Below are 25,380 nucleotides of genomic sequence, written 5' to 3'. Positions count from 1 at the left end.
TCGCTATTCGCAAGCTATTCCTTGCTGCTTGGCCAGCGCCGGAGACGGAACGAGAGGACCTTAGCCGTCTCGGCAGTTCTGATTTAGGCACGGCGGCAGGCCAAGCGAACTGCCTGTCTCCCCGCAGTCGCACAAAAGTGACAGCAAATTAATGCGACATCAGAGCCAGCCCATGATAACCGCCCTGCATGTTGGCTTGCCTCCCGTCAACCGTAAAAGAATCAAGTCGGACGCGTTTTGTGAACCGCACCATCCCGCTCATCCTGGCGGTCGCCCTTTTCATGGAAAACATGGATTCGACCGTCATCGCGACATCGCTGCCGGCGATCGCCGTCGACATCCACACCAGCCCGATCGCACTCAAGCTGGCGCTGACTGCCTATCTGGTATCGCTGGCGATCTTCATTCCGATCAGCGGCTGGATGGCAGACCGTTTCGGCGCCAAGAATATCTTTCGCGCCGCGATCGCGGTCTTCATCGTCGGGTCGATCGCTTGCGCCCTCTCCGGTTCGCTGCCGGCTTTCGTGGTGTCGCGCTTCCTGCAAGGCATCGGCGGCGCCATGATGACGCCGGTTGGGCGGCTGGTGCTGGTGCGCGCGACACCGAAAAGCGAACTCGTCGCGGCGATGTCCTGGCTGACCGTTCCGGCGCTGGTCGGGCCGCTGGTCGGACCGCCGGTCGGTGGCTTCATCACCACCTATTTCACCTGGCATTGGATTTTCCTGATCAATGTGCCGATCGGCGTGGTCGGCATCTGGTTGGCGACGCGTTTCCTGCCGGAGACCGAACCCGCGCAGACCCCGCCACTTGATTTCATCGGCTTCGTGCTGAGCGGGCTGGCGGCATCCGGGGTGGTGTTTGGCCTGTCGGTGGTCAGCTTGCCCTATCTGCCGCCAATCGTCGGTGTCACCACCGTAACGGTCGGCCTCGTGTCGGGGGCGCTCTATCTGCTGCACGCGCGGCGCGCCAAAAACCCGCTGCTGGCGCTCGAACTGTTCCGCAACCAGGTGTTCCGCTCCTCGGTGCTTGGCGGCGGACTGTTTCGCATCGGCATCGGCGCGGTGCCGTTCCTCCTGCCGCTGATGTTCCAGATCGGCTTTGGGCTGACGCCATTCCAGTCCGGCATGATCACCTTCGTCTCTGCAATCGGCGCCATCGGCATGAAATTCGTCACCGCGCTGATCTTCCGCGTCGCCGGCTTCCGCCGCGTGCTGGTTGTCGGTTCGCTGGTCGCCGCCGCCTCGATCGCCATCAACGGCCTGTTCACACCCGACACACCTTATCTCTTGATGCTGGCCATGCTGCTCGTCGGCGGCTTCATCCGATCGATGTTCTTCACTGGCGTCAATGCGCTCGCCTATGCCGAGGTTTCGGCTGAAGACACCAGCAAGGCGACGCCGATTACAGCGGTGTTCCAGCAGTTGTCGGTCGCGCTCGGCGTGGCGCTGGCCGGCGGAATCCTGGAAGTATCGACGTCAATCCATGGCGGCCCGCTGTCGCTGGACGACTTCCACATTGCCTTCTTCATCGTCGCAGCGGTCTCGGCGGCGGCATCGCTATCCTTCGTCCGGCTGGCACCCGACGCCGGCAACGCCATCTCCGGTCACGGCCGGCTGACAACACCCAAGACGCTGGAAACGGTGAGCCCACCCGGCAACTGATGGCAGCCTACGCTTCGGTCTCACCTTCTCGACGGCCCGATTCGCCCGACGGCGGACCGGCGGTGCCCTGTCAGTCGTCGGCGTCCCCCGGCCCTTCGCTATGGCTCCGGGCGCTCGAGGCCTTCGGAACGTCCACTGGACGTTCCGATCCGCCTGACGGCGGACCGGCCTCTCGCCCTTTAAAATCTTTGGCCAGCAAATAGAGCTCGACCGATTCATCCCGCGACGCCGGCGGCTTGACGTGATGGACGGAGCGGAAGTTCTTCTTGAGCATGGAGAGCAGCTCGTTTTCGGCGCCGCCCTGGAAAGTCTTGGCGAGGAAATGCCCGCCCGGCTTCAGCACCGACAGCGCAAAATCGGCCGCCACCTCGCATAGATGCATGGTGCGGATGTGGTCGGTCCGCTTGTGCCCGGTGGTTGGCGCCGCCATGTCGGACAACACGATATCGGGATCGCCGCCCAGCGCCTCGGCCAGCTTCTGCGGCGCCAGCGGATCGAGGAAATCCATCAGCAGCACCGGCGCGCCGGGCACCGCGTCCATTTCGAGATAATCGATGCCGATGACATGCGGCTTGTCGGCCGTCGATTTCGTCCGCGCTGCCGCGACCTGGCACCAGCCGCCGGGGGCGGCGCCGAGGTCGATGACCTTCATACCGGGTTTCAGCAGATGGTGCTTGTCGTCGATCTCGATCAGCTTGTAGGCCGCGCGTGAGCGATAGCCGTCAGCCTTGGAGCGCTGGACATAGGGATCGTTGATGTGGCGCTGCAGCCAGCGGCGCGACGATTCCTTCAGCCCGCTCTTCTTCTTGATCCGCGTCTTCAGCACACGAATGCTGGCTGATCCTGGTTTTTCCGGTTTCTTGGTCATTGCTTAATTCTTCGGTTCGGGCTCACGCTCTGCCACGCCCATCGTTGCGCCAGACGCCATCATCGGCCATCAGTTCGCTCAAAATACCTTCGCGCAGGCCACGATCGGCGACTCGCAGCCGCTCGGACGGCCACACGGCGCGGATCGCCTCGAGGATAGCACAGCCGGCCAGCACCAGATCGGCGCGATCGGCACCGATGCAAGGGTTGGCGCAGCGCTGCTGGAAATCCCAGCCAACCAGTCGTTCGACCATGCGATCGACGCTGTCGCGGTCCATCCACAGCCCATCGACACGGCGGCGATCGTAGCGATCGAGCTCAAGGTGGACACCGGCCAGCGTCGTCACGGTTCCGGACGTGCCCAGCAGATGGAAATTCGGACTGGCCTTGAGATGGCTCAGCCGATCGCGACCGTCGAAGCTGGCCAGCCGGCCGGCAACGTCGTCGACCATGGCGGCGAAGATCTCGCGCGTCACCGTGCGGCCGCCAAAGCGCTCGGCCAGCGAGACGACGCCGACCGGCAGCGACGTCCACGACACGATATGATTGGCCAGCCTTGGCGAACGGCGGCCAGCGAGATCGATGAGCGCGATTTCCGACGAACCACCGCCAATATCGAACAGGACGACGCCTTGGGTGTCGCGCTCGACCAGCGAGCCGCAGCCGGACACCGCCAGCCGCGCTTCGGTCTGGCGGTCGATGATCTCAAGCTTCAGGCCGGCCTCGCGTTCCACGCGGTCGATGAACTCGACGCCGTTTTCGGCCGTGCGGCAGGCCTCGGTGGCGATCAGCCGGGCTTTTCTGATCTTGCGGTTGCGCAATTTGTCGCCGCAGATTTTCAGCGCCTCGACCGCGCGGTCCATCGCCGGCTGGCCGAGCCGGCCATTGGCGGTGAGCCCCTCGCCCAGCCGGACGATGCGCGAAAAAGCGTCGATGACGCGGAACTGGCCATGCCGCGTCGGCACGGCCACCAGCAGCCGGCAATTGTTGGTGCCGAGGTCAAGAGCCGCAAACACCGGAAGCTCCTGGACCGGCGGCCGACGGGCGCTCTGTTCCGGCCCTGGCACTACAGCGGCGGGCGAGGCCAGCGATTCCGACGGTCTGTGGGCCGCCGCCGCCGGGACACCGGTCTTGCCCGGCGCCGGCGATCGATTCTCCGCGGGACGTGTCTCGTCGCGCGCAAAAACCTTGCGCCCGCGCCTTCGCTTGCGCCGCTTCTTGGGCTTGCCTTTGTGGGGTGCGTCGCCCGCCTGCCCGTCCGCGGAGCGGAACTCCGTCGGGCGGCGTTGCTGCCAGCTTGCATTCCCCGGGCCAGCCGACCGCCGGGAAGCGCTGGACACGCCCACCTCCGGCGCGCTGGCGCCGGTGTCGTGGTCTTCCACTGTCGTTCCTTCCGGCGCCGCGCGAACCTATGATGGACGCAGCAGGCGCTTCAGTGTTTTAAGTTGCCGCCAGACTAACAGCGCCGCGCCCGATCACCAAGAGCCGCGTGCCGAATTTTGCCGGCAGGCCGCAAACCGCCGTTCCGGGGCGGCCGCGTAATGAACCCGCACGCCGCAGTTGCCGGCTACGCCTGCCGGCATCTCTTTCGGCCGCTCACTGCGGCAAATCTAGCCGGCCGACGCTGCGACAAGGGTTCGCGGTTGAATAGCCGGCTTCGATGAGGCATTTCTGAAATGAGCGGAAGAATCCGGCAAAGCCGGCCTCCCACCAGCCACGAAAAGGAAGCGGACCCGCAACGCATGGCAGTCAGGCAATGAACTGGAGACGCTATTTCTGGCCGGTTGTCGGCATCGCTGCCGTGATCTTCTCGCTGCTGCTGCTCTGGCACGAACTGCGCGGCGTTTCGCTCGACGACGTCTGGGACGGTATCACGGCCATTCCGACCCGGGGTTGGGTTCTTGCCGCGCTGAGTTCGATCATCGCCTATGCCTCGCTTGCCGGCTACGACCACATCGCGCTCCTGCATATCGGCAAGCGCGTGTCGTGGCTGTTCGTCACGCTGTGCTCCTTCACCACCTATGCGCTGTCGCACAACATTGGCGGTTCGGTGTTTTCGGGCGCCGTCATCCGCTACCGCGCCTATGGTACCAGGGGCCTGACCGGACAGGATGTCGGCGTGCTGGTGGCGGTCTGCTGGATCACCTTCGTGCTGTCGACGATTTTTGCCTCGGGCCTGGTTCTGGTGTTCGAGCCTGAGATACTCGACCGGTTTTCCGGCATCGCCCATCATGGCCTGTCGGAAGCGGCCGGTATCGCGATGCTGCTGCTCGTCGCCGCCTATGTCTTCGGCAGTTGGCTGCATCTGCGCCCGCTGAAGATCGCCAGCTTTCAGCTGCATTATCCGGCGCTGCCGATCGTCGCGCGGCAATTGCTGATCGGCCCGATCGAGTTGCTGGCCGCCGCCGCGATCATCTTCTTCGCCCTGCCCGCAGCCCAAAATCCCGGCTACTTCGTCATACTGGGCGTCTTCCTCGTCTCCTTCTCGATCGCGCAGATCTCGCATGCGCCGGGCGGGCTCGGCGTGTTCGAGGTGGTGTTTCTCGCCGGCCTGTCGGACATGGATCCGGTCGGCGTGCTGGCGGCGCTGCTGGTGTTCCGGCTGTTCTACCTGATCATCCCGCTGATTCTTGGCCTGGGTGTGGTGCTGTTCTTCGAACGCTCGCAGTTCAGCCGGACGGAGAGCTGAGGCGCGGAAACCGACACGAGGCCTAAGGGCCTCCATCTTCAAACGTGGCGTCTGAACCCGCTGAGGAAACGTAGCAATTGAAACGCCAAGCAGGCTTGACTATTTTCCACTGGCGGCTACAAGGCAGCGCTCAAGCGGCTCAGCCGCTCGGCCCGCGCGGTTCATGACCGCGCCTGCTGGGGAATAGGTTAACGGTAGACCCACGGACTCTGACTCCGTTAGTCCTGGTTCGAATCCAGGTTCCCCAGCCAGTTTAATTTCATAAGCTTTTGGCCTTTTCCTCAAAATATTTACCAACATCGATCCGGCTGGCGTCAAAATCTCGGAAGCTGCAAGCGGTCAATCTCACGCGCAATGATTTTCAAAGGAAATCGAACCAACCATCGGACCGACCTTCCCCTTTCGACGTCGTTATTCGCGGACGACGCCTTAGTTCGCCGCGGCGTCGAGAAATCGCTTCGCTAGCGCGTTGCTAGCGAAGCGCCCGATCTCTTCATAGTCGGGCTGATCCTGTGCATTATCTGGAGACCTTAAGACGACAAAATCACTCGCATCCGGTACAATGAGACGCGTGAGGTCTTCACTTTCAATTGGTGTAGCATGACGAGCGCCGCAATTTGGACAGTCATCGTCGCACATGCATGACCATTCGTCGACCCAATGTTCGCCGCACCTGTAGCATTCATAATGGTTTGCATACCAAGACATTTAGGCATCGTCCCTTTGCTCGGCCTTCAAAAACTCTCTTTCCTCAAGCGATAGCGGCCGCGGGCCACAAACTCGAGATATCCGTTGTCTCTGAGGAACTGCAATTGCTGACGAATCTTCGGTCTTACATTTCTGTTGTTCGGGTACAGAGCGCTCAGTTTCTTTTCGAAGGCGTAGATTTGTTCGATGTCGAAATCCGTCGCGCCGATCATATCGACACATCTCATTACTTCAATTAGCCAGCCACGAGCATCTGCCTTTTCCTCACGCAGAAAAAGGGTGTGCTGCCATTTTGCGACGACGACCTCCTTAGGGATCGGGACGCTGTTTCTAACCACAAATATTCGGCCCGCATCCGGGATGCGATGGAGCAGAATATTGGAACCAATCCAACCCGCCCTCCTCGCTGTCGGCGCCAGTGGGCTCCTCCTCTCGATGATGTCTGGTACGAAGAAATGCTTTGGAATAACGCAAACATGCCTTACCGTTTTTTGCGTCAAGTCATAATTCAGCAATATCAAATTCGGGTTGGTCGATGACGCCAATCTGTCAATTTTGGTAAAATAGGCTCCGTCGGCGACCTTCGTGCCAAATGCCTTCTTTTGGCTTTTCAGCTCGAATTGATCATTGCAATTGCTGCAGAAGAAGTCGGCAACCGGCAAATTAGCGATGAATTTTTCTAGACGGGGGCTTCCACAATTTGGGCAATAAATCCATTGGGAAGCCCACTGCTCGGTCCAAACTCTGGCTTGTTGTGATCCACTGTTATATTTTGCTTGTGTCTCTTCAAAACCAAATTTCATTCGCGGCTAAAACCATCTGTTTGCGGACGCCAAGAGCTTGAACTTACAGTTCGGCAATGGGCGAGCAAGAGCTTCTTGGCTGGCGCAGCCGGTTTGCCCTTGTCTCCACGGACGATATCTGCATTTTGTCGGACCGAGCATACATGGATCGCTTCAACCTCGGCGCCTAACGTCGCCCCATCACCACCCAATCAGCCGAAACCCAGCGCTGGTTCGATATCGGCCTCAACTGGTGCTACGGCTTCAACCATGAAGAAGGCATCAAGTGTTTCGAGAAGGCGCTGGAGACGGATCCGGACTGCCCGATGGCCCATTAGGGCATCGCCTATGCCGCCGGGCCTTTCTACAATCTGACCTGGAAGGAGCATGGCGCGGCTGAGGCCAGCAGCGCGACCAAGCGTTGCTTTGAGCATGTCCAGTTGGCGCGCGCCAATGCGGCTGCCGCCGGCGCCGGCGAGAATCCCGGAGCGAAAAAGATTGTTGGCCGCAGGCTTGTGCTACTGGCTAAGCTTCATGAAAAGCTCCTCCACAAGGCCGCGTCATGCTCACTGATAGCCAGTACATTCTCGAACGCATCAGCCAAGGCTGCGTGACGCTCTCCGACGACGAGTTCGTCATCGACCGGCTGGTCAAGTATTTCGGCAATGGGAGGATCCGCTGGCATGTCGAATTCCGTGGGCATCGCATCGAGCTGACGACAGGCCAGCTCAAGAAGCAGCCCACATTCCGCAGGAAGATACTCGAACAGGCTGGTATGCTGCCGCCCCAGCGTGCCGGGACCGACTACAGGCGATGGGCACTCGATCTGAGGAAGAATGCGGTCGAGCTTCCCTGGCGTGATAGACCGGTCGACGCCGGTTTCGCCATCGACAGGCTCACCAGCCATGGGGATGGGCGCTGGACGGTCGAATACCAGGGCAAGGCCATCAAATTCACGACGACGAAACTCCGCAGGCAGGTGAGTTTCCGCAAACGCATGCTGGCCAAGGCCAAGGTGCTGCCGCCCGAGTTGGCCCCGGCCGCCTATCGGAAGTGGATGGATTGGCTCATCCAAAACGCCACCGAGGCTGCTCCGCAGGCCGGCGATGCTTTGGTGACCGAGAAAAGCTGGCTGGACGACCTGCCTGAGCTAGCCGGCTGGCAAGATGAAACACCGTCCCGAGAGACCAGCTAAAAGCGGCGACAGTATCCAAATGCAAGCAGCGATGGCACTCGTTGCGTTTGCCATGCCTGCCAGTTTCGGCACACATTGATGGCGAAGGTAGTCTGACCAGAGCTGGCTCGCTGGCAATCAGAATTGAAATGAGACCCCATGGACCGCTTCGACCTCGGCACCTACCGCCGCCCCATCTCCACTTGCTCCACGGAAACCCAGCGTTGGTTCGATGTTGGCCTCAACTGGTGCTACGGCTTCAACCATGAGGAAGGCATCAAGTGTTTTCAGAAGGCGCTCGAAACAGACCCTGAATGTCCGATGGTGCATTGGGGCATCGCCTATGCCGCCGGACCTTTCTACAATCTGACCTGGAAGGAACATGGCGACGCCGAGGCCGACAGCGCGACGAGGCGCTGCTTCGAGCATGTCCAGCTGGCGCGGGCCAATGCGGCTGCCGCCAACGAAATCGAGAAGCGGCTGATCGAAGCGCTGGCCGCCCGCTTTCAGAAGCCGCACCGGGTGAGCCCGGAGGAATTCGAACGGTGGGATGACAGCTATGCCGCCGCGATGCGGCTTGTGTATCGGGACTTTCCCGACGACCACGATGTGATGGCACTGCTGGTCGAAGCGCTGATGATGCGCACGGTGCGGCGGCTGTGGAACCTCAAGACCGGCGCGCCGGCGCCGAATTCCGATGTCGTCGAAGCGCTCGACGTCTGCGAGCGGTCGATCCGGCTTGCCGATGCGGCCGGCGCAGTACAACATCCGGCGATCGTCCACCTGCACATCCATCTCCTGGAAATGTCCACCATGCCGGAACGCGGCATCCGGTCGGCGGATCTGCTCGGCGAGATGTGCCCCGATGCCGGGCACATGAACCACATGCCGGGGCACATCTATGTGCTGTGCGGCGAGTATGAGAAAGCCAAACGTGCCAGCGAAAAGGCGGTACGCGCCAACGACCTCTATCTCGCCTATGCCGACGAGCCGACCTACTATTTGCTCGGCTGCTGCCACGATCTGCACCTGATGATGTTCACCTGCATGTTGTCGGGCCAGTACCAGCCTGCACTGTGGGCCGCCGACAGAGTGCGCAGCCTGGTCGCGCGCGACGTGGTCGCCATCCCCGGCCGGCCCAAGCTCACGCAGACGGTGGAAGGCTACCATGCGATGAAATCGCATGTGCAAGTGCGCTTCGGCCGCTGGCAGGAGATCATCGACGAACCGGCGACCGCGGAGCCAGGCCTCTATGTACTGACGGCGGCCATGCAGCACTACGCCAAGGGTGTGGCCCATGCGACGCTCAGGCAATTTGCTGAAGCCGAGCGCGAGCGCGAAGCGTTCCATCGGCATCTGAAAGGCATTGCGCCCGACCGGCGCTTCCTCAGCAACCCGGCGCAGGCTTCGCTGGCTGTCGGTGTGGCCCTGCTCGACGGCGAGTTGGCGTACCATCAGGGCCGGCATGACGAGGCCTATGGCCATTTGCGGCAGGCGGTCGAGCTTGACGACAATTTGTCCTACACCGAACCGTGGGCCTGGATGCACCCGCCGCGCCATGCGCTGGCGGCGCTGCTTCTCGACCAGGGCCACGCGCAGGAAGCAGAACAGGTCTATCGCGACGATTTGGGCCTGAGCGGCTCGGTGCAGCGCTGCGCCCAGCACCCGAACAATGTCTGGGCACTGCACGGGCTGGTGGAATGCCTGAATCGGCGCGGCGAGACTGATGAATTGCCGATATTGCAGACAAGCCTTGCCGCGGCGCTGGCCAAGGCGGATGTGCCGATCACCTCCTCCTGCCTGTGCAGGACGAGCGCGCAACAAGGCTGCTGTCACTGACGCGAAGTCAGCCTACCGCCACTGTTGCGGCCGATCGGCTCGCCAAACAAATTGTCGGCCGATCAGCGTTGGCGGTGGAACCCTCGCCGCCCGGTCGTGTCACCTGCCGATCAGCCCAGGCTCCACGCTTTGTCTCGTATCACGCCTCCCTCGATCAGCACCGAGCAGTCTATCTCATCGTGAAGTTGGGCGTTTGGGTCGGACGAAAGCCAGGAAGCATAGGACCGAAGCTGCTTGAGCCTGGCTGTTTTCTCAAGCCGGGCCTGGCGCTCGTCCTCGGCTGCCGGTCTTCTGTCCTTCTGGGCAGGAAATTGCATGCTGGCTCTCCTCGGTCACCGAGCTGCGCTTCGACTTGAAGCCAACACATGCGCTGGCGAGAGTCGCCATCCATCTGGATGATGGCGGAGCCTTATCAACAATGCACCCGCGCCACCGCCGGGTGCTCCTGGTCCGGGTTCGCTGCGGCGCATCGGCACTCGGCAGCCGGACGCAGCCAGGGGAATGGAACCAGATCGGCCGTGCGACGTCATAGAAGCAGGTGCTCATACAGGAGTGTGACCTCCATGATCAGGCTCGTTCTTGCCGCTGCCGCCATGCTCGTCATGGCATGCGATGCAACGGCGGCGGCAAAACTGGACGCGGCCACTGTCAACAACGCCCAATTTGACGGCAGCGAAGCGAAAGGCGTCAGTGCGACCGTGCTGAAGGCGCAAATCCTCCTGGATCGTGCACGCTTCTCGCCAGGCCTGATCGATGGCCGCCAAGCAGAGAACTTCAGCCGGGCAGTCAGTGCGTTTCAAGCGGCCAACGGATTGCCTGCCGACGGCAAGCTTACCCGCGAGACATGGGACAAGCTGGTCGCGAGCTCCTCGCGCCCCGCGCTTGAGACCTACGAGTTGACGCGCAAGGATGTGCGTGGACCGTTCACCAGGCGAATTCCGGCGCGCATGGAGAGGATGGCCCGCCTGCCCCGGCTCGCCTATCACAATGCCCTGGAAAAGATGGCGGAGCGCTTCCACAGCAGCGAGGAACTGCTTGAACGGCTCAATCCCGGCATCGGCTTCAGGAAGGCGGGGCAAAAGCTGCTGGTGCCAGCTGTAACCCGAGGTGATCCGCCGCAAGACATTGGGAACGTCGAGGTCGACAAGAGCGCTCGCCAGGTTCGCGTGCTCGACCCTTCCGGCAAAGTGCTTGCGACGTACCCCGCCTCGATCGGGAGCCAGGAGAAGCCCGCGCCGAGTGGCGAGGCAGAGGTCAAACGCGTGGTGCGCCACCCAACCTATCACTACGATCCCGAGTTTGCCTTCAAGGGGGTGAAGACGAAGCGCCCCTTCACGATCGCTGCCGGGCCAAACAATCCGGTGGGATCGGTCTGGATCGACTTGTCCATCGACAGTTATGGCATTCACGGGACTCCGGACCCAGGCAAGATCGGAAAGACCTTCTCGCATGGTTGCATCAGGCTGACCAACTGGGATGCCGAAGACCTCGCCTCCGAAGTGCAAAAAGGCACAAAGGTCGTCTTCAAGGAGGAAGCGGCAGGATCGGTCGAACAAGGATCGCAGTAGGCAGGCGCTACGGCCTACCCACTTTCGACCGTGTGACTGGCGTCACCGAAGGCGTAGGGCGGCGCCCCTACCCCAGCCACTTCTCGTAGTCGGACACCAGCAGATGGACCGGGGCAACGTCTTCGTCGATGTTGGAAAAACGGCCGATCGGTTCGCGAAACACATTGTCGGTGAGATCGTCATTGACGGTCGAGACCTCGCCGATCAGCACATCCTTGCCCTCGGCCCAGAAGGCATGCCAGACGCCGGGCAGCAGCGTGACGCTCTGGCCCGGGTCGAGCTTCAGCAGCCCGCCCGCAGGCAGCCTGTGGATGGTTCCGTCGACCGGCACCGAAACCTCGGCCTTGGGATCGATGCCGCCGTCGCGGTCATGCATGAACAGTTCCAGCACCAGCTTGCCGCCGCCACGGTTGATGATGTCCTCGGCCTTGATGTTGTGGCGGTGCATCGGCGACAGCTGGTCCTTGCGCGAGATCATGATCTTCTCGGCATAGAGCATGCCCATGCCCTTCTTCATGTCCTCGTAGCGGCCGTTGCGAACGGTGAACAGGAACAGGCCGAGTTCCTTGAATTTCTCCTGGCCGTAATCGGTGATATCCCAGCCGAGCCGCGAGCTAAACACCGCCGACGAGTCGGCTTGGCGCGCCTTCGCCTCCTGCGGCGACCAATAGGCGAAGGGCGGCATGATGTAGCCGAACGAGCGGATGAAAGCGTCGGCTTCGCGGATGATGTCGTTGATGGCGGAGCGCTTCATGATCATGATCCCTTCGTATCGATTTGTCTGGCAAATCGCATAGCCGAACGCCGATGCGGTGTCGATCCATCTTGCCGCCCTGCCCGGCGTTGCGCAGGGCGTATGGACCACAGATCCGCTTGCCTGGCCGCGTGACATCACGGATTTTCAGGGCCATAAAACCCGCGGATTCCTCATGGGGTAAAAGATGATGCCGACCGTCCACGATCTCGATACGCCATCCATCCTGATCGACGCCGCGCGCGCGGAAGCCAACATTGCCCGCGCCCAGGCGCATGCCGACAAGAACGGGCTGAAGCTCAGGCCGCATATCAAGACGCACAAATTGCCCTACTGGGCGAAGAAGCAGGTAGCGGCCGGCGCGGTCGGCATCACCTGCCAGAAGATCGGCGAGGCCGAGGTGATGGCCGACGCCGGGCTGACCGATATTTTTCTTCCCTACAACATCCTTGGGCGCGCCAAGCTGGAACGCCTTCTGGCGCTGCACGGGCGCGTCACCCTGTCGGTGACAGCGGACAGCATGGAGACGCTCGAAGGGCTGGCAACCACCTTCACCGATGCCGGCCATCGACTGCCGGTGCTTGTCGAATGCGACACCGGCATGGGCCGCTGCGGCGTGCAGTCGGCTGATGAAGCGGTTGCGCTGGCAAGACAGATCGACAGAGCCGGTGGCCTCGCCTTCGGCGGACTGATGACCTACCCGGCCGCCGGGCGGGCAGCGGAGGCCGAAGCCTGGCTCGCCGGGGCCAAGCAGGCACTTGCCGCGTCGGGCCTCGCCTGCGACCGCATCTCCAGCGGCGGCACCCCGGATATGTGGCGCTCCAGCGATACATCTGTTGTCACCGAGTATCGTCCAGGCACCTACATCTATCTCGACCGCTATCAAGTCGCCAAAGGCGTCGGCGGCCTCGACGACTGTGCGCTGACGGTGCTGTCGACGGTGGTCAGCCATCCCGCAGCGACGCGCGCTATCCTCGATGCCGGGAGCAAGGCGCTGTCCAGTGACACGCTGGGTCTCGCCGATTTCGGCGAGTTGCTCGGCGTGTCGGGAGCGCGGGTGACGGGCCTGAGCGAGGAGCACGGCACCGTCACGCTTTCGGGCGACGGCAAGCTGCGCATCGGCGAGCGCGTGCGTGTCGTGCCCGACCATTGCTGCGTCGTCACCAATTTGTTCAACGAGGTCAATCTGGTCGACGGCGACAAGGTGCTGGAAACGCTGCCGGTGGCCGCGCGGGGAAGGATGGGGTGAACTAAGAAGCGTCTTGCCTTCTCCCCCTGTGGGAGAAGGTGGATCGGCGCGCAGCGCCGAGACGGATGAGGAGTGTTCCAGCGGAATGAGACGTTGGCGTTCCCTGGAACACCCCTCATCCGTCGCCTTCGGCGACACCTTCTCCCACAAGGGGAGAAGGGGGAGAGCGCTCTGCCTGCCTAGCCGCGACCCGTCTCATGGCAATCACCCGGCGGCGGCGGATTTCGGTGCGCATCGCCATCAGGTGCAGCGCGAAGAACAGCACGGTAAAGCCGAGCGCCATCACCAGCAGCGGCCATAGCAGGCTGGGGTCGATGGTGGAGCCGCCCATGCGGAACACCGAGGCCGGCTGATGCAGCGTGTTCCACCAGTCGACCGAGAATTTGATGATCGGGATGTTGATGAAGCCTACCAGCGTGATGATGGCCGCGGCCCAGGCGGCGCGGCTGGCATCGTCGAGCGCGCGGGTCAGCGCGATGATGCCGAGATACATCAGGAGCAGCACGAACACCGAGGTCAGCCGAGCATCCCAGACCCACCAGGTGCCCCACATCGGCTTGCCCCAGATCGAACCGGTGATCAGCGCCAGCGCGGTGAAGACGGCGCCGATGGGTGCGGCTGATTTCAGCGCGACATCGGCCAACGGATGCCGCCAGACGAGCGTGCCGAGCGCCGAGACCGCCATCAGCGTGTAGCACATCATGGCGAGCCAGGCGAAAGGCACGTGGATATACATGATGCGGACGGTGATGCCCTGCTGGAAATCCTCAGGCGCGGCGAAGCTCATATAGAGCCCCACGGCGAGGATCAGTGTGGCGATCGTGGCCAGCCATGGCACGACCTTGTCCGCCAGCCCGACGAAGCGCGTCGGGTTGGCGAGGTCCATCCAGCCGGTCAGGCGTGAAGTCGTATCGCTCATGCGGTTCTACATAAACCGCCGCGGCGTTCGGGGCAATCGAGCGGTGGTGTCGCAGACGCAATTGGGGCGGCCGTGCCTGTACTCTCACCCGGACCTACGGTCCGACCTCCCCACAAGGGGGAGGTAAAAGAAAGAGGCTCAGGCAGCCGCTTCCTGCTGTTGCTGCACGGTGCGGCTGAGGCGGCGAACCTCCTCGTCGTTGAGCAGGCCGCCGGCGCGCAGCAGGCTGGCGAAGCGGCCATTGCGTAGCGACAGCTCGGTGAAGCCGCCCATCTCGACCACCCTGCCCTTGTCCATGAACACGACCAGATCGGCGTCGCGAACGGTGGTCAGGCGGTGGGCGATGATGAAGGTCGTGCGGTCGCGGCGCAGCTCGTCGATCGCTTCCTTGACGCGGTCCTCGGTCTCGACGTCGAGCGCGCTGGTCGCCTCGTCGAGCACCAGGATCGGTGCGTCCTTCAGCACGGCGCGGGCAATGGCGATGCGCTGACGTTCGCCGCCCGAGAGCTGCCCGCCACGTTCGCCAACCACCGTGTCGTAACCATTGCTCTTGGACAGGATGAAGTCCTGTGCGGCAGCCGCATTGGCGGCGGCATGGATCTCGTCATTGCTTGCATCGGCGCGGCCAACACGGATGTTGTCCTCGATCGAGCGGTTGAGCAGCCCGGCATCTTGGAACACGGTGGCAATCGAATGGCGCACCGACTTGCGGGTCACGGTGCGGGTGTCGATACCGTCGATCAGGATACGGCCATGAGACGGCGAGAAGACACGCTGCAGCAGGTTGATGAGCGTGGTCTTGCCGGCGCCCGTCGGGCCCACGACGGCGACGGTCTGGCCGGCCTGCACCTCGAAGGACACGTCGTCGATGCCTTGGCCGGAATTGGCGAATTCGAAGCCGACATTCTCGAAGCGGACATGGCCGGTGACGTTGGCAAGATCGCGCAGGCCGTCCGGCTCGGCGGCATCAGCCGCGGAGTCCTCGAGATGGTAGAAATCCTCGAGCTTGGCACGGGCCTCGGAAATCTGGTTGGCGAAAGCCGACATCTGGTCGAGGCGTGCGATCAACATCGTGGCAAAACCGGTGAAGGCAATGACGTCGCCGACACCCAACTGACCACGAGTGACGAGATAGGAGCCGATCGACAACACGATCAGCATCGAGATTGCCGATGACAGACGGTGCAAGGCATTGGCCAGCGCCCACCAGTCGAGAACAGGGTTCTGCGCGTCGAGCAGGTTCTTGACGTAGCGGCGCAGCGTATCGGCCTCGTGGCCGAGGCGATTGTAGCTCTGCAGCACCGCAACGTTGCTGACCGAGTCGGTCACATGCGCGAACACCTTGTGGTAGTGGCGCTCGACCGCGGCCTGGCCCGCCTTGGTGCGGCGCATGACCATCCGGCCGATGCCGACATAGAGCAGCCCGAGGCCAAGCAGCACCAGCGACATGCGCAGGTCCATGCTGATCGCGGTCGGGACCAGCAGTACGAGGGCGACAGCCGTGGACAAATGCTGGCGCATGAATTCGAGCCAAAGGCTGAACAGGGTTTCGACGGCGCGCAGCATCGTATGCAGCGCATTGGAGGTGCCGTGCTGATGGTGCCAGGCGAGCGGCATGGTGATCACGCGCTCGAAGGACTCGCAAAGCACTTCGCTGCGCCGGGCATGGGCAAAACGGTCAGCGCCGCGCGCCACCATGACGAAGGCAACGATGTTGAAGGCGCCGAGACCGGCCCACATGACCAGCGTGGTGAAGACAGAGCCACGCTCGGAGATGGCGCCGATGACGCGACCGAACATAATCGGCTCGAGAAGCGCTACGATGGCGAGAGCCACGTTGGCCGAACAGATCAACGCAACGCGTTTCCTGTCCGCGGCCAGATAACCGAGAGCTCGCCAGTAGATTTGCAGAAGGGTCACCCCAGTTACTCCGCCACGCTGTTTATTGTGCACTGCATCATTTTATTCGTACCGGTTGATACGTCGCAAAACAATGGCCGTGTACCCCTTCAGTTCCCTTAGAGCGAACAAAAGATGGCGACGTTCCGAAATCTGCCGTGATCACCTAACGGTTTGAGAAGACAGGTAAAATGTCAGGCATGCGGCGAAATCATGGCAGTTGGCACGTGCTGCCACAATTTTAATCAGCAACAATGTCGGGCGGATGACTAAGGCCGAAATCGCCTTTTGCGAAGTATAGAGCGAAACAAAGCTGCAGGACGCCCTCCAGGCGAAGAAAGGGCAAACTCTCACTGCTCGTGGCGCCCCCTATCGGACGCCCCAAGCCTTTGATTTCATGCACTCCTCGGTGGCATGTCCTTCAATCGGCAGGCGGCAACGCCAGGCGGGACGGTGCCTCTCATCCCGCCGTGGCGGCAAAAGTTGCGCCCCGGATCCCAGGCCCGAGCGCATAGTTTTTGAGCAACATGCATCAAGCCGGAATCCGGATGACCACCTCGGCAACTTCGCCGTCCTTCAGTTCGACTGCCGAACCCTTGGCCTTTGTCCCATTCACCTCCAGCGACACCGCCTTGGCCTTATTGTCGCGGATGACGCGAACCTTGAGTTCCGCCCCCAGCATTTTGAGATTTGCCGAGTAGCCGTCCCAGTGGCTCGGCAGCTTCGGCTTGAACTGGACACGCTTGCCGCGCCGCTCGATGCCCAGGATGCCTTCGACAGCAGCCCTGTAGAGCCAGCCGGCAGAGCCGGTGTACCAGGTCCAGCCGCCACGGCCGCCCTTGCCGTTGCCGGCAGTGTCGTCCCCGGCATAGATATCGGCCGCCACGACATACGGCTCGACACGATAGTGCTCGGCCGTGGCCTCGTCGGTCGCATGGTTGACGGGGTTCAACATCGAGAAACAGCGATAGGCCTCGTCGACCTGGCCCATCTCGGCAAGCGCGATGACGAACCATGTGGCGGCGTGGGTGTACTGGCCGCCATTCTCGCGCACGCCAGGCGGATAGCTTTTGATGTAACCCGGGTCCTTCTCCGTCTTCGAGAAGGGCGGCGTGAACAGTTTGACGATCTTCAGCTTGTCGTCGACGAGCAGCTTCGTTGCTTGCTCCATCGCGGTCGTCGACCGTGCCGGATCGCCCTCTCCCGAAAGCACGCTCCAGGACTGGGCGATCGAGTCGATCTTGCACTCCTGCGAGTTGCGGGACCCCAAAGGGGTGCCGTCGTCGAAACTGCCGCGCCGGTACCATTCGCCGTCCCATGCGGTGCTCTCAAGCGCCCGCTTCAGCACATCGGCATGCTTTGCCCAGGCCTGTGCTCGCTTGGCATCGCCCTCGGCCTTGGCGACGGGGGCGAAATCGCCCAGCGTCTTCAGCAGGAACCAGCCGAGCCAGACGCTCTCGCCCTTGCCGTGCTCGCCAACGCGGTTCATGCCGTCGTTCCAGTCGCCGCCGAGGATCAGCGGCAGGCCCGCGGGGCTGCTGCGCTTGATGGCGAGGTCGAGCGCACGCGCGCAATGGTCGTAGAGCGACGCCGTCTTCTTCGAGATTTCCGGGGTGAAGAAGGCATCGTGTTCGCCATCGCCCAGCGGCTGTCCATCGATGAACGCCAATTGCTCCTTGAGGATGGTGGCATCGCCGGTGACCAGCAAATAGCGCGCCGTGGCGTGGGCAAGCCAGACCACGTCATCGGAGATCAGCGTGCGTACGCCAGCACCCGTGCGCGGCAGCCACCAGTGCTGCACGTCGCCTTCGGGGAACTGCCGCCGTGCCGCATTGAGTATCTGGTCGCGCGCCAGTTGCGGGTCATGCGCCAGCAGCGCCAGCGTATCCTGCAACTGGTCGCGGAAGCCGAAGGCACCGCTGGCCTGATAGAAGGCGGAGCGGGCACGGATGCGGCAGGCCAGGCTCTGATAGGGCAGCCAGTGATTGACCATGGCGTCGAGCGCCTTGTCAGGCGTCTCGACCTGGATGGTGTCGAGGAAGCCGCGCCATTCGCGCTCATTGTCGGCCAGCCGCTGGTCGAAGTCCTTGACCTTGTGCTCCTGCACCAGCGCGCTCGCCTCCTCGGCGGACTCGGCGTCGCCGAGCAGCCAGAGCAGCGTCACGTCGCCGCCAGCCGGAATCTGGACGTCGCGGGCAATCGCCGCGCATGGATCGTCGCCGGCCTCGACACGGCCAGACAGCGCTGCACCACTCAGCACCGCCTGCGGCAGCTCGCTGGAGCCATGCCGGCCCAGGAACTCCGTCCGGTCTGTCGTCACCGAATGAACGCCGCCGTCAGCCGCGAGGAATGCAACGCGCTCGCCGAAATCCAGCCCGTAGGGGTTTTGTGCCAGCAGCGCCCCGCTGGCGGCATCCCGCGACGGGACGATGGTTGCCGCAGTGCGCGACCGGTGCCCGCCGAGCACCCATTCGGCATAGGCATAGACACGCAGCCGCGCCGGCACCGAGCCGGAATTCTGGATGCGCAGCCGCGAGATCTTCAGCGGATCGACCGGATCGACGACATGGGTGAGATCCATCGACAATGGTCCGCGTCTCGAGCGGAAGGTCGAGAACCCCTGGCCGTGCCAGGCCTCGTAGGTCATCGAGGGATCGCGCACCATGGCGGCGAGCGGCGAGAATGCCTTACCGCTGGCCTGATCGTAGATATAGAGGCCTTCGCCCGGCCGGTTCGAGACCGGATCATTCGACCACGGCGTCAACTGGTAGTCGCGGCTGTTTCGGCTCCAGGTGAAGGCAGCGCCCTCGGCGGAGGTATGGAAGCCGAACGAGGCGTTGGAGACGACGTTGATCCAAGGCTGCGGCGTCGTGCGGCGGCCGGCCAGGCGCACGACATAATGCCGCCCGTCGCCGTCGAAACCGCCAAAGCCGTTCCACTGGCTGAGACCGCTTCCATCGGCGCTGACATTGGCCACTGCCTGCGAGGCAGGAGTATGCGTCGTGGGTGCCGGCGACGGCAACTCACGCGGAATTGGCAATGCTGCCAGAGCGTCGCGCGCCTGCAGAGCCGCGGCTTCGGCGCGCTCGATCTGGTCGAAGATGGTGCCGTTGCGCGTGTGCAGGACCACCCGGGCGACAGCGAGCAGCGTCTTGTAGGTGGTTTCGTCCATGAGATCGCGGCGCACCGCGAATATGTGCTGGCGAGGTCCGAGTTCCTTGCCGCGCAGGCGGCTGTTTTCGCACAGCGTCTCGACCGCCCGCTGCAGGTCCTGGACATAGGAGGACGCCTGCTCGTTGACGACGACGAAGTCGATCATCATGCCGCGGGTGCGCATATATTCCTGGAAACGCAGCGCCTGGGCAACGATTTCGAGATCGGCGACGTCGCCGATCCTGACCAGGAAGATCGGGAAATCGCCGGAAATGCTTGTCGGCCACAGGCTCGACTGCTTGCCCAGCCCCGAGGCGATGGATTCAGCGGGAAGACGCAGGAACGGATCCGGATAGATCAGGTAGCGCGCCAGCTTCTGCACATTGGCGGCATCGGTCAGACTGAGGCCCATATGGCGGGTCTGCACCTGGCTGCGCGTCCAGGCAAGCATGGCCTGGCGGGCAAAGCTCTCCGGATGGTCGAGGCGGGCGATGGCTTCGTCCAGCTCGGTGCGGCCAGCGCCGACGACGGTCCAGAAGGTCAGCGATATCTTCTTGTTGGCCGGCACGCGCACCTGGCGGCGCAGCGAGGCGACGGGATCGAGCGTAAAGCCTGAGTGGCCGCCCAGCCTGGCGCCCGGGTCGAAAGCGGCCGCATCGACGATGGTACGGCCACGGCCGATGAAGGCGCGCCTGTCGGTTTCGGCCTCGGCATCGCGCGCCGATCCGGACGGATCGGTGACGAAATGCACCATGGCGATATCGGGCTCGCTGGTCTCGCGCTTGCGCCGCGTGGCGAAGATCGCCGCGTTGTTGGCAGAGATTTCGGTTTCCACGAACATCTTCGAGAATGCCGGATGCGCGTTGTCGGACGCCTCCAGGCCGAGCACCAGTTCGGCAAAGGAGGTCACTTCGATGTGACGGTCGGACGGACCGTCATTGTAGAGCGTGACCCGACGGCCCTCGCCATTGCCTTCCGAGATGACAATGCATTCGACCTCGGAGCGCAACGTGCCCACGGATTTGACGAAGCTCGCCTTGTCGTCGGAGAACAAGGTCTGCGCCTTTTCCTCGGCGGCGCGCTTCGGCTCGGCCGTAGCCGACCACCAGTCGCCGGAACCGGCGTCACGCAGGAAGATGTAGGAGCCGAGCCGGTCCTCGGTCGGATCCGGCTGCCAGCGTGTGACGGAGAGATCGCCCCAGCGGCTGTAGCCCGAGCCGGTCGCGGTGACCATCACCGAATAGCGGCCGTTCGACATGACGTTGGTCGACCGCAGCGACTGCAGCGGATTGAGCACGATGCGGGTGTCGGGGCTGTCGACTTCGGTCTCGTCCTTGGAGCGTTCGTCGGCCTCGGTCCTGACGGTGGCGGTCGGGATGTCGCGCGGCGCCCTCTCCTGCAGCAAGAGTTCGGCCGATTCGATGACCGGATCGCTGTGGAACCGGTCGCGCATGCGACCTTCGAAGATGGCGTCGGCAACCGCCGCGATCGACATGCCCGAATGGTGGGCCATGTAGTTCTGGACGACGACATGATCCGTGCCTTCCGGCACGCGCTGTGGCGTGAAGTCGACGGCATCGTAGTAGCCGTGGCGGCCGAGCGCCCCGATCTCCCGCAAACGGGCGAGATTCAGCACGGCTTCACGCGGATTGAACTGGGCCGCCAGTATGGTGGCGTAAGGCGCGATCACCGTGTTCTGGCCAAGGCCGCGCTTCAGCCCGAGGCCTGGAACGCCGAAATTTGTGTACTGGTAGGTCAGCTCTCGGTCGCGCGCATTGTAGGCGGCCTCCGAAATGCCCCACGGCACGTTCTTCTGGCGGCCATACTGGATCTGGCGCTTGATGATCAGCTTGCTGGTCTGGTTGAGGATCGAGCCCTGCGGCTCCTTCATCACCAGCGGCGGCATCAGATATTCGAACATCGAGCCGGACCAGGACATCAGGGCGCCCTGGAAACCGATTTCGACGATCGGCCGGCCAAGCCGGAACCAGTGCTCGGTCGGCAGGTCGCCCTTGGCGATGGCGAACAGGCTGGTCAGCCGGGCTTCGGAAGCCAGAAGGTCGTAGCAGCTCTCGTCGAGCTGGTGTTCCTCGACCCGGTAGCCGATCGACAACAGCTTGCGCTCCGGCCGCATCAGGAAGGAGAAATCCATCTCGAAGGCGTAACGGCGCGTGCGCTCGCGCAAGGTGAGCAGCTTGGCACGGAGCGCCTCGACGGCATTGTCGTCGCTGTGCGCGTCATGGACGTGCGCTTCGCAGGAGGCTTCCAGCCTTGCCGCCCAGTCGACAATGACGTCGCTCTGGGGCGACACCGCCTCGGTATGGATGGCGGTGGCCAATTTGCGGATCTCGCCGGCCAGCACAGCCAGGTTGATGGTGCGGATCGACGCCATTTCGGGCTGCGCCTTGATGGTGTCGACAGCGCGCCGCATGCCGTCGAGGCGGTCGGCGAGACGCTGGCGCAGCGGGCGCAACTGACGGCGGTCGTCGGGCAGATCATCGAGGCTTTCGCTGAGAATGGTGACCGTGTCGAGAATGCCTTCGAAATCGCCCTGGAGATGGACGGAAGGTGCTTCGGCCCATTCGGCGCAGGCCGCAGCCACCGCCACCAGATGGCCAGCGAGGTTGCCGCTGTCGACAGCCGAGATGTAAAGCGGATAGAGCGGCTTCAGTGTCGTCGTGTCGTACCAGTTGAAGAGGTGACCGCGCTCACGCGGCATGCCCTCGATCGTCGCCATGGTGGCGTCGATGCGGGTGATGGCGTCGGACAGGCTGATCCAGCCGAAGTCGCGGGCGGAAACGACGGACAACAGGTAGACGCCGATGTTGGTCGGCGAGGTGCGTGGCGCCACCACCGGCGCCGGGCTTTCCTGGAAATTATCGGGCGGCAGATGGTGATGTTCTGCCGTCACGAAGCTTTCGAAATAGTGCCACGTGCGCCGCGCCACCGTGCGCAACGTATGGATGTCGGCCTGCGATATGCGCAGCCGATCCTCGGTTTCAGCCGAACGGCTGATCCAGCTGGCGATGGCGGGCGAGCCAATCCAGAACAGGGCGAAGAAGAAAGCCACGAAGGCGCCGGTCGAATCGGCCAACACCGGAATGGCAAGGCCGACGAAGCCAATGATCACGGCGCCATACATCATGCCGTAATACGACCCGACATCGTTGTCGCCCGCCTTGTGCGCCTGCGAGGCGGTGCGCCATTCCAAAAGGTTCTGGCGGCTGACGAACAGCCGGTAGAGCGTACGCACGATGGCATCGCCCATCATCCAGGCATTGTGTGCCATCAGCACGATCTTCAGCGCCACCATGGCGGTGCCGAAGGCGACGTCGCGCGCCAGAGCCGAGAAATGGCCGCGTGGCGTCTGGTCGCCGCTCTTGGGCAGGATGGCGTTGACGATATCGAATGTCGGCGCCATGAACAGGCTGAGGATCAGCAGGGCCTGCCATTGCGCGGCCTGCGTGAAGGGCAGCAGCGTCCAGCCGGCGATCGCCGCCATTACCCAGAAGATCGGAGTCAGCGAGCGGCGCAGATTGTCGATCATCTTCCAGCGCGACAGCGCCGGCACGCCGGAGCGCGGATCGAGCATGAAGCCAAGCAACTGCCAGTCGCCGCGCGCCCAGCGATGGTGGCGCGAGGCGTCGACCGAGTAGCGGGTCGGATAGTCCTCAACCAGTTCGACGTCGGTGACCAGCGCCGCGCGCGCCAGCGCGCCTTCCAGCAGATCATGGCTGAGGATGGTGTTTTCCTCGATGCGGCCCTGCAGGGCGGCCTCGAAGGCGTCGACGTGATAGAGGCCCTTGCCGGTGAAGGACCCGTCGCCGAAGACGTCCTGATAAAGATCGGACACGGCAAAGACATAAGGGTCGAGGCCGCGATTGGCCGAAAACACCCGCTGGAAGAACGACGCATCGTCGCCTGATGTCAGCGACGCGGTGATGCGCGGCTGCAGGATCGCGTAGCCGGCGGTGACGACGCGCTTGCTGGCATCGAAATGCGGCCGGTTGAGCGGGTGGCAGAGCTTGCCTACGAGGGTGGCGACCGCGTCACGGGTGGTGCGCGTGTCGGCATCGAGCGTCATCACATGGACGACATTCTCCGGCAGCGGCACGTCGAGCGGCAGGAACGTGGTGTCGCTGTCGCCGCGCAGCAGAAGATCGAGCTCGTGCAGCTTGCCGCGCTTGCGCTCCCAGCCCATCCAGGCCCCTTGCGCCGCATTGAACAGCCGGCGCCGGTGCAGGATGTAGAAACGCGGCGCGCCTTCGGAGGGATAGCGGGCGTTGAGACGGGCGATTTCGGTACGGGCGAATTCGAGGATTTCGGTGTCCGCCGCATCGATCTCGGTCTTCGAGTCTGGCCAGTCCGACAGCAGCGCGAAATGGATTTCATCGGCCGTGTTGGCGAGATGATGCACCTCGATATTGCGGATGTTTTCCTCGACATCGTCGCGCGAGCCGATCAGCGACGGCACCACCACCAGCGTGCGCGCCTCGGGCGGCACCCCGTGCCGGTAATCATAACCGACAAGACGCGTCGGTTTCAGGAACAGCGATACGACCGTGTTGAAGAAGGCGAGCGCGCCCTCGCTGGCCGGCACGGCAAACAGCGCCAGCATCAGGACGATCGAGGGCACCGACAGGCCGAGATTGGCAAGCGCGTTGCCGGAGAGGACGAGAAGCAGGGCCGTCAGCGCAAACACCGGTACGACGATGCCGAGCCACCCGGTCTTGCGGAAGGCACGCTTGACTGTCTGGCTGATGGTGGGCCGATAGCCGATCGCCTTCTCCAGCTCAAGCCGGCGTGGGCCGACGAGAAAGAAGCCGACATCGGTGTGGGCGGACCCGGTTAAAACGACGTCGCCGTCACCATCGCTGGCGGCGTGGCCGGCCAACTCGATGGCCTTCTCGGCAACGCGATATTCCGAAAGGTTCGAGCGGCGCGCCAATTCCTCGATCGCGGTCCGGTACTGATCGCGCGAGAAGAAGTCGAGCGCGGCGAAATCGGTGCGCTCGCGCAGCACGGTGTCGATGCGGCTGACGCCTTCGAACCACACCGTCCAGTCGACGTCGTTGATGAGGCGCAGGCCGCGGATGATGTTGCCCGTCGTCACATTGCCGCTGGACAGCGTGTGATGTTCGGAAATGATGATTTCCTCGGCATCGGAGCCGGTCTTTTCGAGCTCGCCTTCCAGCCATTCCAGAGCCTTGCCGGCATTCTGCGATCCATCACGCAGGCGGTAGAGCAGTTGGGTGGCGAAGGTGGTGTCCTGCGCATGCGCGCTGAAATTGGACAGGATCGACTGCCGGTCGGCGCTGTCGTCGGTCGCCAGGACCTTGTCGGCCACATCGTTGGCGATCTGGCGCATCTGGCGGGTGCGATTGACCCTGACGGCCAGCCGGCGGAGATTTTCGATCAGGACGAAGCGCAACAGCGAAGGCAGCGCCCAGAGTTCGCCGATCTTCAGTGGCTCGACCGACTGGAAACCCTGGACGATGGACTTGAACATCGTCGCCGAAACGGAACTGTCCGAATGCGCCACATAGGTCCAGGCCAGCGCCAGCGCGCGCGGCACGCTGCCGCCGTCAGGCAGTTTCAAGGTCGGCAACTGGCGATAGAAGCGGCGCGGCAGGTCGCGCTTGACCTGGAAAATGGTCTCTTCGACCAGGTAATTGTTGTCGAGCAGCCATTGTGCCGCCGGCGTGATCGTCTCGCCCCTCGCCTGCGCCGCATTGGTCGACCGATAGACTTCCAAAATCTTCTTGGCGCTGTCCCGGATACGGGCCTGAAAATCAAAGGGCGTCAGGCCGAATAGATCGGTGAGGTCGCCTTTTGCCAGGCTTTCGCCAAGCACACGAAGACGCTCTTCGGGCAGAAAGTTGGATCGAATCGGCTCTTCCGTGATGGCCGGGAAGCTCGCGCTTGTCTTCTCGATTTGGGCAGGATTCGTCTGAATATTCATTGAAAATTCCGTAAGCGGGCACTGAGCGGCGTCACCGCCACGGCAATGGCCCTAAAACCGGTTCAAATGCAATTGGTTGCATAAACCCCACTTGCCGAAAGTTTGTTTCCGCACCACGACAGGGCGTCGTCTCTCAGCAAAACTCAAAGACAAGCA

General features: G+C 62.9%; 13 protein-coding genes, 1 tRNA gene and 1 pseudogene. 8 read left to right on the top strand and 7 right to left on the bottom strand.

What is annotated here, in order from left to right:
• The first annotated feature begins 239 nt into the window (after positions 1-239).
• Complete coding sequence (locus EOB80_RS22770; RefSeq protein ID WP_127272687.1) at positions 240-1,661, top strand: MFS transporter; 1,422 nt, start codon at positions 240-242, stop codon at positions 1,659-1,661.
• 70 nt (positions 1,662-1,731) lie between these two features.
• On the opposite strand, the gene EOB80_RS22765 is transcribed toward EOB80_RS22770, so the two are convergent.
• Both EOB80_RS22765 and EOB80_RS22760 read right to left on the bottom strand, forming a co-directional pair.
• Positions 1,732-2,529, bottom strand: coding sequence for an RlmE family RNA methyltransferase (locus EOB80_RS22765; protein WP_127272688.1), 798 nt, complete (start codon positions 2,527-2,529; stop codon positions 1,732-1,734).
• Positions 2,530-2,551: 22 nt separating this feature from the next.
• A complete protein-coding gene (locus EOB80_RS22760) occupies positions 2,552-3,910 on the bottom strand; it encodes a Ppx/GppA phosphatase family protein (protein WP_127329881.1) in 1,359 nt (452 codons plus the stop codon).
• A gap of 374 nt (positions 3,911-4,284) precedes the next feature.
• Between EOB80_RS22760 and EOB80_RS22755 the strand changes: the two genes are divergently transcribed.
• Entirely contained in the window at positions 4,285-5,217 is a 933-nt protein-coding gene (locus EOB80_RS22755) for a lysylphosphatidylglycerol synthase domain-containing protein (RefSeq protein ID WP_127329879.1), read from the top strand.
• Between the two features lie 177 nt (positions 5,218-5,394).
• Positions 5,395-5,468 (top strand) — tRNA-Gln (locus tag EOB80_RS22750).
• A 483-nt stretch (positions 5,469-5,951) separates the two neighbouring features.
• Here the strand turns inward: EOB80_RS22750 and EOB80_RS22740 are convergent.
• On the bottom strand, positions 5,952-6,728 hold the full coding sequence (locus tag EOB80_RS22740; RefSeq protein ID WP_127329875.1) for a DpnI domain-containing protein: 777 nt from the start codon (positions 6,726-6,728) through the stop codon (positions 5,952-5,954).
• A gap of 179 nt (positions 6,729-6,907) precedes the next feature.
• On the opposite strand from EOB80_RS22740, the pseudogene EOB80_RS35465 reads away from it, so the two are divergent.
• The 4 genes and pseudogenes from EOB80_RS35465 to EOB80_RS22715 form a co-directional block, all read left to right on the top strand.
• A pseudogene (locus EOB80_RS35465) lies at positions 6,908-7,174 on the top strand (hypothetical protein); the annotation flags it as partial.
• A gap of 95 nt (positions 7,175-7,269) precedes the next feature.
• Positions 7,270-7,902: a hypothetical protein gene (locus EOB80_RS22730; RefSeq protein ID WP_127329873.1), complete on the top strand. Its 633-nt coding sequence runs from the start codon at positions 7,270-7,272 to the stop codon at positions 7,900-7,902.
• Between the two features lie 138 nt (positions 7,903-8,040).
• Positions 8,041-9,720: a hypothetical protein gene (locus EOB80_RS22725; protein WP_127329871.1), complete on the top strand. Its 1,680-nt coding sequence runs from the start codon at positions 8,041-8,043 to the stop codon at positions 9,718-9,720.
• Positions 9,721-10,085: 365 nt separating this feature from the next.
• Positions 10,086-11,288 (top strand): L,D-transpeptidase, encoded by a 1,203-nt coding sequence (locus EOB80_RS22715; protein ID WP_245466418.1) that lies wholly within the window; start codon positions 10,086-10,088, stop codon positions 11,286-11,288.
• Positions 11,289-11,355: 67 nt separating this feature from the next.
• On the opposite strand, the gene EOB80_RS22710 is transcribed toward EOB80_RS22715, so the two are convergent.
• A complete protein-coding gene (locus tag EOB80_RS22710; RefSeq protein WP_127329869.1) occupies positions 11,356-12,042 on the bottom strand; it encodes a D-lyxose/D-mannose family sugar isomerase in 687 nt (228 codons plus the stop codon).
• Between the two features lie 190 nt (positions 12,043-12,232).
• On the opposite strand from EOB80_RS22710, the gene EOB80_RS22705 reads away from it, so the two are divergent.
• Positions 12,233-13,291, top strand: coding sequence for a D-TA family PLP-dependent enzyme (locus EOB80_RS22705; protein ID WP_164762686.1), 1,059 nt, complete (start codon positions 12,233-12,235; stop codon positions 13,289-13,291).
• A gap of 115 nt (positions 13,292-13,406) precedes the next feature.
• Here the strand turns inward: EOB80_RS22705 and EOB80_RS22700 are convergent, their stop codons facing one another.
• The 3 genes from EOB80_RS22700 to EOB80_RS22690 form a co-directional block, all read right to left on the bottom strand.
• A complete protein-coding gene (locus tag EOB80_RS22700; RefSeq protein WP_127322087.1) occupies positions 13,407-14,210 on the bottom strand; it encodes a heme ABC transporter permease in 804 nt (267 codons plus the stop codon).
• A 138-nt stretch (positions 14,211-14,348) separates the two neighbouring features.
• Entirely contained in the window at positions 14,349-16,130 is a 1,782-nt protein-coding gene (locus EOB80_RS22695) for a glucan ABC transporter ATP-binding protein/ permease (protein WP_127329865.1), read from the bottom strand.
• Positions 16,131-16,641: 511 nt separating this feature from the next.
• Positions 16,642-25,224 carry a glucoamylase family protein gene (locus tag EOB80_RS22690; protein WP_127329863.1) on the bottom strand — a complete coding sequence of 2,861 codons (8,583 nt, stop codon included), beginning with the start codon at positions 25,222-25,224 and terminating at the stop codon, positions 16,642-16,644.
• Positions 25,225-25,380: the final 156 nt, after the last annotated feature.

Source organism: Mesorhizobium sp. M7A.F.Ca.MR.245.00.0.0, from assembly GCF_003997415.1.
GTDB lineage: Bacteria > Pseudomonadota > Alphaproteobacteria > Rhizobiales > Rhizobiaceae > Mesorhizobium.
This window is presented reverse-complemented; position numbering and strand designations above follow the sequence as displayed.